Annotated in this window: 9 protein-coding genes; 2 read left to right on the plus strand and 7 right to left on the minus strand. The window is 63.9% G+C overall.

Annotation, left to right across the window (positions count from 1 at the left end; translation table 11 throughout):
* Positions 1 to 109 precede the first annotated feature (109 nt).
* The 7 genes from NKJ81_RS00835 to NKJ81_RS00865 all read right to left on the minus strand — a co-directional run bounded on the left by NKJ81_RS00835 (position 110) and on the right by NKJ81_RS00865 (position 9,546).
* Positions 110 to 2,422 (minus strand): Tex family protein, encoded by a 2,313-nt coding sequence (locus tag NKJ81_RS00835; protein WP_352539326.1) that lies wholly within the window; start codon positions 2,420 to 2,422, stop codon positions 110 to 112.
* A gap of 119 nt (positions 2,423 to 2,541) precedes the next feature.
* Positions 2,542 to 3,723: a serine hydrolase domain-containing protein gene (locus tag NKJ81_RS00840; protein ID WP_352539327.1), complete on the minus strand. Its 1,182-nt coding sequence runs from the start codon at positions 3,721 to 3,723 to the stop codon at positions 2,542 to 2,544.
* Positions 3,724 to 3,873: 150 nt separating this feature from the next.
* Complete coding sequence (locus NKJ81_RS00845) at positions 3,874 to 4,908, minus strand: ABC transporter substrate-binding protein (protein WP_352539328.1); 1,035 nt, start codon at positions 4,906 to 4,908, stop codon at positions 3,874 to 3,876.
* Between the two features lie 23 nt (positions 4,909 to 4,931).
* Positions 4,932 to 5,732 carry an ABC transporter permease gene (locus tag NKJ81_RS00850; RefSeq protein WP_352469567.1) on the minus strand — a complete coding sequence of 267 codons (801 nt, stop codon included), beginning with the start codon at positions 5,730 to 5,732 and terminating at the stop codon, positions 4,932 to 4,934.
* The gene (locus NKJ81_RS00855) at positions 5,725 to 6,645 is read right to left on the minus strand and encodes an ABC transporter permease (RefSeq protein ID WP_352539329.1); all 921 of its coding nucleotides are present in this window, start codon (positions 6,643 to 6,645) and stop codon (positions 5,725 to 5,727) included. Before NKJ81_RS00855 ends, NKJ81_RS00850 begins: the two co-directional genes overlap by 8 nt.
* On the minus strand, positions 6,645 to 7,739 hold the full coding sequence (locus tag NKJ81_RS00860; RefSeq protein WP_352469565.1) for an ABC transporter ATP-binding protein: 1,095 nt from the start codon (positions 7,737 to 7,739) through the stop codon (positions 6,645 to 6,647). The genes NKJ81_RS00855 and NKJ81_RS00860 overlap by 1 nt, the downstream gene beginning before the upstream one ends.
* A 139-nt stretch (positions 7,740 to 7,878) precedes the next feature.
* Positions 7,879 to 9,546 carry an amidohydrolase gene (locus NKJ81_RS00865; RefSeq protein WP_352539330.1) on the minus strand — a complete coding sequence of 556 codons (1,668 nt, stop codon included), beginning with the start codon at positions 9,544 to 9,546 and terminating at the stop codon, positions 7,879 to 7,881.
* Between the two features lie 141 nt (positions 9,547 to 9,687).
* Here NKJ81_RS00865 and NKJ81_RS00870 point away from each other — a divergent pair, with 141 nt between their 5' ends.
* Together NKJ81_RS00870 and NKJ81_RS00875 are read left to right on the plus strand one after the other, a co-directional pair.
* On the plus strand, positions 9,688 to 10,719 hold the full coding sequence (locus NKJ81_RS00870; RefSeq protein WP_352539331.1) for a histone deacetylase family protein: 1,032 nt from the start codon (positions 9,688 to 9,690) through the stop codon (positions 10,717 to 10,719).
* 232 nt (positions 10,720 to 10,951) lie between these two features.
* Positions 10,952 to 12,595, plus strand: coding sequence for an MFS transporter (locus NKJ81_RS00875; RefSeq protein WP_352539332.1), 1,644 nt, complete (start codon positions 10,952 to 10,954; stop codon positions 12,593 to 12,595).
* Positions 12,596 to 12,667: the final 72 nt, after the last annotated feature.

A 12,667-nucleotide genomic window follows, 5' to 3' on the forward strand; every position in this document is an offset into this window, starting at 1 on the left:
CCCGTCCTGAAAAAATCAAACGAAATAGCTTCGCCAATCCATGAGCATTGGTGATGGATCATCAATGTCGAGCGCCGTCGTCTGACCTGCCACAGCCGGCTCGCGAAAATTATTTCCGCTTCAACGCATCGGCCAACGCGGCGCCGAACGCGCCCTGCTGCGCCGGCGGCTCCGGCTGGCGTTGGGGCGTCGGCGCGCGCGGCACCGGCCTACCGCCATTGTCGCGCGGCTTCGGTACGCCACCGTCACCATCCTTGCGCATCGACAGGCCGATGCGCTTGCGCTTGATATCGACGTCGACGACACGCACCTTGACCACGTCGCCGGCCTTGACCACCTCATGCGCGTCCTTGATGAACCGATCAGCCAGTTGCGAGACGTGCACCAGTCCGTCCTGGTGCACGCCGATATCGACGAAGGCGCCGAAAGCCGCGACATTGGTGACAGTGCCTTCAAGCTGCATGCCGGGCTTCAGATCCTTGATGTCGTCGATGCCATCGGCAAAGGTCGCGGTCTTGAAGCCGGGGCGCGGATCGCGGCCGGGCTTTTCCAGCTCCGCCAGGATGTCGCGCACCGTCGGCAGGCCGAAGCGCTCATCGACGAAGACGCGCGGATCGAGCGCCTTGAGTGCGGCGCTGTCGCCCATCAGCGAGCGGACGTCGCGCCCGCAGGCCGCGACGATCTTCTTGGCAACGCCATAGGCTTCCGGATGCACGGCCGAGGCATCGAGGGGTTCGCTGCCGTTTGGAATGCGCAGGAAGCCGGCGCATTGCTCGAACGCGCGGGGTCCAAGGCGGGAGACCTTCAACAGTTCGCGGCGGCTGGCGAACGGGCCGGAGGCATCGCGATGCGCAACGATCGCCTCGGCCAGCGATGCGCCGAGACCCGAAACCCGCGCCAGAAGCGGTGCGGACGCCGTGTTGAGATCGACGCCGACGGCGTTGACCGCATCCTCGACCACCGCTTCCAGCGAGCGGCCGAGGCGGTACTGATCGACGTCGTGCTGGTACTGGCCGACGCCGATCGACTTGGGCTCTATCTTGACCAGTTCGGCGAGCGGATCCTGCAGGCGCCGCGCGATTGACACCGCCCCGCGCAGCGACACGTCGAGGCCGGGAAATTCCGCCGCCGCCGTTGCCGAGGCGGAATAGACCGAGGCGCCGGCCTCGCTGACGATCACCTTGAGCGGCTTCGGCCCGGACCCGGCGGGCATATCAGCCAGCATGTCGGCCACCAGCCTTTCGGTCTCGCGGCTGCCGGTGCCGTTGCCGATCGAGATCAGCTCGACCTTGTGCAGCCGGATGAGCTTGGCCAGTTCGGCCTGCGTGCCGCGCACGTCGTTCTTCGGCGGGAACGGATAGACCGTTGTCGTCGCCAGCAGCTTGCCGGTGCCGTCCACCACCGCCACCTTGACGCCGGTGCGAATGCCCGGATCGAGCCCCATCGTCGGCCGTGAGCCGGCAGGGGCGGCAAGCAGCAAATCCTTGAGATTGCGGGCGAAGACATGGATGGCTCCTTCTTCGGCCCGCTCGCGCAGATCGCGCATCAGATCGAGCGTCAGGTGCAGCGACAGCTTTATACGCCAGGTCCAGCCGGCGACCTCCATCAGCCAGCGGTCTCCCGGCAACTGGCGGCCGATGGCGTAGGCGTCGGCGATCATCCGCTCGACCGGTTTCACTGGAGAGGCGTCATCGGCATCGACTTCGATGTCGAGCGACAGAACCTCCTCGTTGCGGCCGCGCAACATGGCCAGCGCGCGATGGCTCGGCACGTTGGCCCAGCGCTCGACATGATCGAAATAGTCGGAAAATTTCGCGCCGGCCTCCTGCTTGCCGTCGACGACGCGCGAGCGCAGAAAGGCGCGTTCCTTCATGTAGGTCCGCAATCTGCCGACCAGGTCGGCATTCTCGGCGAACTGTTCGGACAGGATGTCGCGCGCACCCTCGAGCGCCGCCTTGGCGTCGGCGACGTCCTCGCTGATGTAGGCTAGCGCCAGCTCGGCGGGTACAGCCGTACGGTCGGCGAGAATAGCTTCCGCCAGAGGCGCGAGCCCGCGCTCGCGTGCGATCTCGGCCTTGGTCCGGCGCTTCGGCTTGTAAGGCAGGTAGATGTCTTCGAGTTCGGCCTTGGTGCCGGCCGCAGCGATCTTTGCCTCGAGCTCCTCGGTCAGCTTGCCCTGCTCGCGGATCGAACCAAGGATGGTGTCGCGGCGCGCGTCGAGTTCGCGCAGATAGGCGAGCCGCTCGGCGAGGTCGCGCAGCTGCGTGTCGTCGAGGCCGCCGGTGACCTCCTTGCGGTAGCGCGCCACGAACGGCACGGTCGCACCGTCATCGAGCAAGCCGATCGCCGCCGCGGCCTGCTCGGGCCGCGCGGCGATCTCGGCGGCTATGATGGTTGCGATGCGCTTGATGTCGGCTGCCATGTCGTACCTGTCGCTAGTCGAAACGAGCAGCGACCATAGGCGCAGAGCACTGCCGCGCCAACCGCGCCATTTTCAACCCGGCGAGAGGTCCACAGGAAAGGTCGGGCTGTCTGGATGGATCAGACCATCCGGCTCAGCGCCTCGAAGAAGGAAATCATATCCAGATCGAGCGGATCGTCGACCGGTACCGGCTGCGACGACATCTTTGCGATTACCATTTCGGCCTTCGGATTGACGTAAAGCCACTGGCCGTGGATGCCGATGCCGCAGAAGGCGCCGCTTGCCGCGCCCGTCTGGTACCATTTGTTGCGATAGCGGCCACGCTGAAACAGGAACGCCATCGTGCCGCGCCGCCAGGCCTCGGCGTCACCGCCAGTTTCGGTCGTGTCACGCATCCAGGCTTCCGGGACGACGCGGCGGCCATTGGCCACGCCGCCTTGCCGCATCATCTCGCCGACGCGTGCAAGGTCGCGCGGCGTCACCGAAATGCCGCCGGCAGTGCGCGCCGTGCCTTCCGTGTCGACTGTCACCGAGGCGTCGCTGACGGCGCCGAGCGGCTCCCATAATTTTTCGCGCATCAGATCGGCGAAGCGCCGGCCCGACGCACGTTCGAGCAGGATGCCGAGCAGGTCGGAATTGGGCGAGCGGTAGCGGAACGTCCGGCCATGCGGCTCGGCCAGGCCCTGCAGCGTCATGAGGAAAGTGGCCAGGCTCTCGATGCCCCCGCCCGGATTCCACAGCATGGCGCGGCGGTAGCGGGCGAAGGCGCTTTCCGGATCGAGATAGGCCTCTTCGAAATCGAGGCTGACACTCATGTCGAGCACGTGCCGCACACGCGCATCGCCATAGGCCGAGCCGGCGGCTTCGGGCAGATAGCGGCTTACCGGTGCCTGCGGATCGAAAATCCCCTCGCCTTCCAATATGCCGGCAACAATGGCGGTCAGCGACTTGCTGATCGAAAAGACGATGTGGCGCGCCCCAAACTCCATATGCGGCGCGAACCAGTCGCCGACGAATTTGCCGCGTTTCATGATCGTCAGCGCGTCGGTATCGGAGCGCCTGAGAAAAGCCGCGACCGTCTCCGCGCCGCCTGCAAGAGCGACCTTTTCGCCAAGTAGCCCGCCGAAATCCTGCGCCGGCGCCTCGCTGCCGCCCGGCTGTGCCGCCACGGCAGCGCTCGGCACCAGCTCGCCGACATTCTGGAACGACCACCGGTTGAACGGGCTTTCCCGCCAATTGCCGAGCAGCACCTCCTTGCGGGCAAAGCCATACCTGGTCTCGAACGCGGTCTTGCCGGCCATGGGCGCTTCCTTGCGGGTCTTTGGCGTTCTAGGCGAGCGCCGCGGCGATGGCGTGCACGGCTTTCAGTGTCGCCACCGATAGGCGACGTTAAAAAAATGCGGACAAAATGGACCCGGGGGGCGCCTGCCGCCGGGTCCATCACGATGCGGTCACTTCTGCAGTTCGGTCCAGATCTTGCTGTAGATTGCCTGCACGTCCTCGGAACACAATTTTTGCAGCTCGCCATGCGCCTTGACGTCTTCCGGGATGATGACTTCCGGCGCATCCTTCATATCGGCCGGCATGTACTTGTCGGAACCGGCAATGCCGTTGGCGTAGCGGTGGAAGGCGGATAGGCCGGCGGCGTTTTCCGGATCCATGATGAAGTTCTGGAACAGCTTGGCGTTCTCGACATTCTTGGCTTCCTTCAGGACCATGACGTTGTCGCTCCAGAGGCCAAAACCTTCCTTGGGATAGAAATAGTGGATCTTGGGGTTCGCCAGCCGCTGGCGCAGGGCTGAGCCGTTCCAGTCGCTGGTCGCCTTGAAATCGCCGGCGCCCATTTTCTCGATGGTATTGTATTCCATCGCGATCCAGTTCGGCTTGGCAGCAACCAGCGTGTCACGCACCTTCTTCAGCGTTTCCTTATCGCTGGCGCATTGCGCGGCGCCGACATATTTGGTCGCCGCGAACATGACGTCGTTCATTTCCGGCACGACGTTGACCTTGCCCTTCAGTTCGTCGGGTGTGTTGAAGATAATGCCCCAACTGTCCGACGGCCCCTTGTAGACATCGGTGTTCACCACGATGCCCACCGTGCCCCAGGCCCATGGCACGGAATATTTGCGGCCGGGATCGAAATCGGGATTGGCCCATTCCGGCGCCACGTTCTTGAAGTTCTCCATCTTGCCGGGATCGGTCTCCTGAACGAGGCCTTCCTTGATCCAGATCGGCACGAAGGTTTGCGAAGGCACCGCGATGTCGAAGCCGGTGCCGCCCTGGCGAACCTTGGCCAGCGCCGTATCGTTCGAATCGTAATCGGTGATGGTCACCTTGATGTTGTATTTCTGCTCGAACTTCTTGATTACGTCGGGGCTGGTGTAGTTGCCCCAATTGTAGATGTTCAAAACGCCGTCCGCGAAAGCGCCGCTTGTCGAGGCGAGCAGCGCCAACCCGACGGCGGTCGCTGATGTCTTCCAGTTCATGTTTTAGCTCCCATTTTCGATTTTCAGTCCCGTTTCCTGCTGATGAAGAAAAACAACGTCACGATGGCGACCGACAAGAGCAGGAACACGGTCGATATCGCGTTGATCTCCGGCGTTATCCCTCGACGTATCTGGCCAAGCATGTAGGTCGGCAGCGTGTCCTGGCCGCCCGATTTCACGAACTCGGTGATGACGACATCATCGAGCGAGATAACGAAGGCCAGCATCAATCCGGCCAGAATGCCGGGCCAAAGCAGCGGCAAGGTGATGCGGCGGAACGTCTTCCACGGCGTCGCATAGAGATCGGCGGCGGCCCGTTCCAGCGTCAGGTCCATGTTCTCCAGCCGCGCCCGGATCGGCAGGTAGGCGAACGGAATGCAAAAGGCCGTATGCGCCGCGATCAGGTAGCCGAGCCCGGAATAGCCGGTGAATATCTTGATGCGCGAGAAAAAGATCAGCAGCGCCACGCCGGTGACGATCTCCGGCACCATCAGAGGCTGGTTGATCGCGGCATATTTGAAGGTCAGGCCGGGATAGGGCGGCGTGCGCGTGGTGGCGAGCGCCGCCATGGTGGCGAAGATCGTGGCCAGGATCGCCGCGATGGCGCCGATCTGGAAGGAGCGCACGGTGGCGTCGATGACTTGCGTGTTCTGCCACGCCGACTGGAACCATTTGAGCGAGAAGCCGCCCCATTCCGACGTCGAGGTCGCGGCGTTGAAGGCATAGACGACCAGCACGACGATGGGCAGATAGAGCACGACGAAGCAGGTCGCGGCGATCGCGGTGAATCCCGGCTGATGCTTGATTGCGAAGCTGCTAGCCATGACGCATTTCCGACCGGCCGGTGTTACGCACATAGGCGAGCAGCGCCACCATGACGATGACCATGACGGCGATCGACAGCGCCGAGCCGAGCGGCCAGTTGCGGCCTTGCCCGAACTGCAGCTCGATCAGGTTGGAAAGCATCATGGTCTTACCGCCGCCCAATAGGACCGGTGTGACATAGGCGCCGAGCGCCGGAATGAACACCAGGATGGAGCCGGCGATGACGCCCGGCTTGACCAGCGGGAAAATGATACGCCTGAGCACCTGGAAGCGTGTCGCATAAAGATCGTAGCCGGCTTCGACCAGCCGGAAATCGAGTTTTTCCATGCTGGCGTAGATCGGCAGCACCATCAGCGGCAGATAGACATAGGCCATGCCGATCAGGATCGCCGTATCGGTGAACAATATCTGGATCGGCGCCGAGATGATGCCGAGCTTGAGCAGCACCGTGTTGATCAGACCTTCGTTGCGGATGATCTGCAGCACCGCGAAGGTGCGGATCAGCAAGTTGGTCCAGAACGGTATGGTGATCAGGAACAGCCAGAGATCGCGCGTCTTCTCGCTGCGCGTCGCCATGAAATAGGCAGTAGGAAAACCAAGCGCCAAAGTAGCGATCGTGGTCACGATGGCAAGCTTGATCGAGCGCCAGAAGATAGTGACATGGGCGGCAGCAATGGAAAGCGTGTCGTCGAAGATGTCGCGTTCCATGAACACCGATGTCCAGGCCTCGGGCGAGAATTGCCACTTCACGTCGCCATAAGGGCCGGGCGTCAAAAACGAATAAACCAGCACGATCAGCAAGGGACCGGTTGCTGCAAGGAAGATGATCAGCAGGGCCGGCGCCGACAGCAGCCAGCGGCCGCGGATGTCGCGCCGTTCGGCCGCCTTGGCGACTTCTTCCGCGCTCGCCATCAATCCCTCAGCACTTGCGCGGCGTCGTTGCCGATCGAGACGCCGACCTTGTCGCCCCGCTCGAAACCGCAGCCTGCGCTGCGCGTGTTCTGCTGGCGCACGGTGAAGGCTTCGCCGCTGTCCAGTTGGACATGAATATGCGTGTCGGTGCCGAAATAGACGATGTTTTCGACGGTTCCGGAAAGATCGCCCTTGCCGCCGGTCAGCTTGGCGTGTTCCGGCCTGACCACCAGCGTCGCATTCTCCTTCGGCTGGAAGCCCTCAGCCACCGTCGCGTCGATCGTCGCGCCGGATTTTAGTGTCGCGCGCGCCTTGCCGTTGCCGATGCCGGTGATGGCCGCGGTCAGGAAATTGGTTTCGCCGATGAAGTCGGCGACGAAGCGCTCGGCCGGCTTGTCATAGATGTCCCAGGGCGTGCCGACCTGCAGGATCTTGCCGGCCGACATCACGGCGATACGGTCGGACATGGTCAGCGCTTCTTCCTGGTCATGGGTGACGAAGATGAAGGTGATGCCGGTCTGGTGCTGCAGCCGTTTCAGTTCGATCTGCATTTCCTTGCGCAGCTTGTAGTCGAGTGCCGACAGCGGCTCGTCGAGCAACAGCACTTTCGGCTGCGGCGCCAGCGCGCGGGCCAGTGCGACGCGCTGCTGCTGGCCGCCGGAGATCTGGCTGGTGCGGCGGCCGCTCAGCGCCTCCATCTTGACCAGCTTCAGCATCTCGGCGACGCGTGCCTTGATTTCGGCTTTCGGCTTGCCCAGCATCTCCAGGCCGAAGCCGATATTCTCGGCCACTGTCATGTGCGGGAACAGCGCATAGGACTGGAAGACGGTGTTGACCGGCCGCTTGAACGGCGGCAGCGGCGCGATGTCGTGGCCGTGCAGCAGGATTTCGCCTTCGCTGGGAAAATCGAAGCCGGCGATCAGCCTGAGCAGCGTCGTCTTTCCGCAGCCCGACGGCCCCAGCAGCGTGAAGAACTCGTTCTCGCGGATCGACACCGAAACCGTGTCGAGAGCGGCGACTTGTGCGTCCCCGGTACCGAACACCTTGCGGACGCTGCGGACCTCGATTGCACTCTTACCCGGTTGATCCGGCACGCATTACCCCATTTTCATGTCCGCTCTTGATGGCGGATCCAGTTCCCATTCGATTGTCAGCATATGCCGGTCGGCTTGGCAACCATGCATCTGGATCTCGGTTCAGAACGCAAGCCCCATGCCATAGTCAGCGCCATCATCAACCCCGGTAAGTGATCTTGCCGCCGCAGATGGTGCTGACCGGACGCACCTTGTGCAAGGAAGCCGGTTCAGTTGCCTCGATATCGGCCGACAGCACCACCAGATCGGCCAGGTAGCCTGGTTTCAGCCGGCCCTTACGGTGTTCCATGAATTCGGCATAGGCGCCTTCGACCGTATAGCCCGCAAGCGCTTCCAGCAGCGAGAAGCTCTGGTCGGGATCGCCCTCTGCCCAAGGTTTGCGCAGCACCGCCGCCTGAATGCCCAGGATCGGGTCGACCCGCGACACCGGCCAGTCGGAAGCGAAAACGACATGCGCGCCCGCCTGCTTCAGCGTCCGCCAGGCATAGCTGAGCGGCCATCTTTCGCGGCCGATGCGCGAGAGCGTCGGCTCCAGCGGGAAGTCCATGGCGCCGGGCGGGTGCGGCGGCTGCATCGAGGCGATGACGCCGAGTTCGGCAAAGCGCGGCACGTCGGCGGCAGTGGTGACCTCGATGTGCTCGACCCGGTGCCGGCTGTCGCGCCTGCCGTTCTTCCGCCGCGCCGCCTCGTAACCGTCGAGGACCGCGCGCACAGCGCCGTCGCCTATCGAATGCACGGCGATCTGCAGGCCGCGCCGGTCGGCCTCCACTGCCACCTCGGCGAAATGCTCTGGCGTGAACAGCGGCTCACCGCGCCAGCCCGGCCGGTCGGCATAGTCGTCGACCATGACCGCGGTCCAGCCTTCCAGCACGCCGTCGTAAAACATCTTGACCATGCCGGACGACAGCCATTCCGATCGATAGGAGTTGGCCATGCTCGATGCCTTTTCCAGCTTGTCGAGCGTCATGAAGTTCTTGAAATGAAAAGGTATCTTGGTGCGGCAGAGCAGCCGCCCTTCCTGCTCCAAACCGGCAAGCAGTTCGAGCTGGTAGAGATTGCCGTCCATGTTCTGGATCGAGGTGATGCCGTGGCGGGCGCACCATTCCAGACCGCGATGCATCAGGTCGCGATCGGCCGCGACTTCGGCTGCGGAAGGGTACGGTTCGGGCTCGTCGCCTGTCGCAAGGCCGAGCCGCACGCGGTTCTGCCCGGAAAGCTCGAGGATCGGCCCAAACGCCTCGCCCTCACGCAATTCGCCGGCCGCAAGGCCGTCGGCACCCATGACGATCTCGTTGCCGGGGCCGAGTTGCTTGCCGTGCAGGATGCCAGCCAGCTTCAGCGCCTTGGTGTTGGCCCACATCGTGTGGTGATCGGAAGCCGACATGGCGAACGGCCGGTCGGCGATGATGCGGTCGAGATGATGGCGGGTGACCGGCTCTTCCTTGGAAAGGATGGTATAGTCGACGCCGGCCCCAAGCAGCAATTTGGCGTTCGGCCGTGCCGCAGCGTAGGCGCGGATCGCGTCGCTCAGCGCATCGAAGCCATGCACGCCCTGAAAGTGCAGATTGTCCAGTTCGGCGGCGCCGCCGAAAAGGTGCATATGTGCTTCGATGAAGCCCGGCACCACCGAACCGCCTTGCGCATCGATGATCTTCGTGGCCGGCCCTTTCAGCGCCTCGATCGTCCGGCGATCGCCAACCGCCAGGATGTTGCCGTCCTTTATCGCCACCGCTTCGGCTGTCGGATTGCCTTCGTCCATGGTCAGCACACGGGCATTGGTGACGATCAGGTCGGCATTTGAACTCATGATTACCCGCAGGTCGGTTGCGCTGCCGGCAGGCTAGACGACCGGCTGCCGGGCCAGCAAGCCATGGCTGGTTGGCCCAGCGCCTTGTGAAAGGCAGTGCAGGACGGTTAGGGTCGCCGCGTCTCACCACGGAACAATTTCATGAAGACTGTTTTTTCGCCTTTCCATGCCGGCCATTCCGGCAATGTCGAATTGATCGCCGGCGCCATCGTGCCGGCCTTTGAAAAGCCGTCGCGCGCCGAGTTCATCAGGGCGCGGGTGGAGAGCGAGAAGCTCGGTCCGATCCTGCCGCCGGAAAGCCACGACCTCGCCGCCGCCAGGAAGGTGCATGCCAGCGACTACATCGATTTCCTGCCGACCGTGTGGCCGCTCTGGGAAGCATCGGGCCGCAGCGGTTCGGCCATTCCCTTCACCTGGCCGACGCGCGGCCTGCGCGGCGACGTGCGCCCGAAAGGCATCGATGCGCTGCTCGGCTTCTACTCCTTCGACGGTGGCGCGACGTTCGTCAAAGGCACATGGGATGCGATCAAGTCGTCCTATGACGTCGCGTTGACCGCCGCCGCGCTGGTCAAGGCCGGTGAGCCTTCCGCCTTCGCGCTGTGTCGCCCGCCAGGGCACCATGCGGGGGCGGCCTTCATGGGCGGCTATTGCTTCATCAACAACGCCGCCGTCGCCGCGCAATGGTTCCGCGACCATGGCGCCGGGCGCGTTTCGATCCTCGACGTCGATTATCACCACGGCAACGGCACCCAGGAGATATTCTATCGCCGCGGTGACGTTCAGGTGCTGAACCTGCATGGCGATCCGATGACCGAATATCCCTTCTTCCTCGGCCATGCCGACGAGCGCGGCGAGGGCGACGGCGAAGGCTTCAACGACAATTACCCGATGCCCTTCGGCACCGGCTGGGAGGTGTGGAACGCCTCACTCGAGGACGCTTGCACGAGGCTTTCGGCTTATGCTCCTGATGTTGTCGTGGTTTCACTCGGTGTCGACACCTTCGAGAAGGACCCGATCAGCCAGTTCAAGCTGAAGACCCCCGACTATCCCAGGATCGGCCGCCGCATCGCCAGGCTCGGCCTGCCGACGCTGTTCGTCATGGAAGGCGGCTACGCCGTCGAGGAGATCGGCATCAACGCCGTCGGCGTGCTGACCGGCTTCGAGGACCGCTAGAAGTGCCGCCGGTGCCTGCCAATCACATGGCAGCGCTCGCGGTACCGCCTGCCTGACCGATCGTTCAGCCTGCGGCGGCACGCGCTGACCCGCCCGCTATCTTGTTGTTGGACCATGATGTTTTTCCAGAATGCGTTCGCCCTTTGCGAAATGATGTTCTATTTTTTGAACCCACGGCTTGCGGGGCCGATTGATCGGAAGAACAAACGCATTTGAGCCCGGGAAGGCATTTATGAACGACGACACACCGGAAAGCGAAAGCGCCTCGGCGCTGGCGCCGTTCCGGCACGGCATCTTCCGGGCGGTGTGGTCCGCCAGCCTCGTCTCCAATTTCGGCGGCCTCATCCAGGGCGTTGGCGCCGCCTGGATGATGACGACGATCGCCACCTCGTCCTATCAGGTGGCATTGGTCCAGGCCTCGACCACCTTGCCGATCATGCTCTTCGCGCTGCTGGCCGGCGCCATCGCCGACAGCTTCAACCGGCGCAAGATCATGCTGATCGCGCAGATCTTCATGCTCGTCGTCTCGGCTCTTCTGACCGTCTTCACCTATCTCGACCTGATAACGCCGTGGACGCTGCTCGCCTTCACCTTCCTGATCGACAGCGGCACCGCGCTCAACAGCCCGTCCTGGCAGGCTTCGGTCGGCGACATGGTGCCTCGCACCAAGGTGCCGGCGGCGATCGCGCTCAACTCGATGGGCTTCAACCTGACGCGCAGCGTCGGCCCGGCGATCGGCGGCATCATCGTTGCCGCGGCAGGTGCCGCCGCGGCCTTCGCCGCCAACACGCTGAGCTATGTCGGCCTCATCGTCGTGCTGGCCCGCTGGAAGCCGGAACTGCCGGCATCGACCTTGCCGCGCGAGACGCTGGGCGCCGCCATGGGTGCCGGCCTGCGCTATGTCGCCATGTCGCCCAATATCGGCAAGGTGCTGGTCAGGAGCTCGGCTTTCGGCTTCAGCGCCGGCGCCGTCCTGGCGCTGCTGCCGCTGGTCGCGCGCGACGTCGTCAAGGGCGATGCCTTGAGCTACGGCATCATGCTCGGCGCCTTCGGCATCGGCGCCGTCGGCGGCGCGCTGACCAGCGTCAGGCTGCGGCAGCTGCTGTCCAGCGAAACCATGGTGCGCATGGCATTCGCCGGTTTCGCCGTCTGCGCCTTCAACGCCGCCGTCAGCAATCATGCCTGGCAGACGTCGCTCGGCCTGCTGCTCGGCGGCGCCTGCTGGGTGACGGCGCTTTCGCATTTCAACGTCACCGTGCAGATGTCGACGCCGCGCTGGGTGGTCGGCCGCGTGCTTTCGGTCTACCAGACCGCGACCTTCGGCGGCATCGCGCTCGGCAGCTGGGTCTGGGGTGTCGTTGCCGACGCGCATGGCGCCGAAGCCGCCCTGATGGCGGCCAGCGTCGCCATGCTGGCGGGAGGCGCCGTCGGCCTGCTGCTGCCGCTGCCGCAGCAGGCTGTGCTCAACCTCGATCCGCTCAACCGTTTTCAGGAGCCGCATCTGGCGCTTGATCTCAAGCCGCGCAGCGGTCCCATCGCCATCATGATCGAATATGTCATCCGCAACGAGGACGTACCGGAATTCCTCGCCACCATGGCCGAGCGCGGCCGCATCCGCCGCCGTGACGGCGCCCGCAACTGGACCTTGGCGCGCGATCTCGAAAATCCGTCGATTTGGATCGAGCACTACCACACGCCGACCTGGGTCGAATATATCCGCCACAATCGGCGCGCCACCTACGCCGACGCCGTCATCGGCGAGCGCATAAGGGCGCTGCACAGCGGCAACGAGCCACCGCGCGTCCGCCGCATGATCGAGCGCCCGACGACAGCAGGCACGGCGCTGGTGATGCCGAAGGGTCCGATCGAGCATTAGCGGCTGGCGGTGCGTCCAGTTGGACGAGCAAAATGAAATTGCGGCGCCTGGCCCAATCCGCGAATGCACGAA

Origin of the sequence: Mesorhizobium sp. M0018 (genome assembly GCF_040323955.1) — a bacterium.
GTDB lineage: Bacteria > Pseudomonadota > Alphaproteobacteria > Rhizobiales > Rhizobiaceae > Mesorhizobium.

Coding starts and splice junctions, on each gene's coding strand:
- NKJ81_RS00875 (WP_352539332.1), top strand. CDS start 10,952: ATGAACGACGACACACCGGAAAGCGAAAGCGCCTCGGCGCTGGCGCCG.
- NKJ81_RS00850 (WP_352469567.1), bottom strand. CDS start 5,732: ATGGCTAGCAGCTTCGCAATCAAGCATCAGCCGGGATTCACCGCGATC.
- NKJ81_RS00840 (WP_352539327.1), bottom strand. CDS start 3,723: ATGGCCGGCAAGACCGCGTTCGAGACCAGGTATGGCTTTGCCCGCAAG.
- NKJ81_RS00835 (WP_352539326.1), bottom strand. CDS start 2,422: ATGGCAGCCGACATCAAGCGCATCGCAACCATCATAGCCGCCGAGATC.
- NKJ81_RS00855 (WP_352539329.1), bottom strand. CDS start 6,645: ATGGCGAGCGCGGAAGAAGTCGCCAAGGCGGCCGAACGGCGCGACATC.
- NKJ81_RS00845 (WP_352539328.1), bottom strand. CDS start 4,908: ATGAACTGGAAGACATCAGCGACCGCCGTCGGGTTGGCGCTGCTCGCC.
- NKJ81_RS00865 (WP_352539330.1), bottom strand. CDS start 9,546: ATGAGTTCAAATGCCGACCTGATCGTCACCAATGCCCGTGTGCTGACC.
- NKJ81_RS00870 (WP_352539331.1), top strand. CDS start 9,688: ATGAAGACTGTTTTTTCGCCTTTCCATGCCGGCCATTCCGGCAATGTC.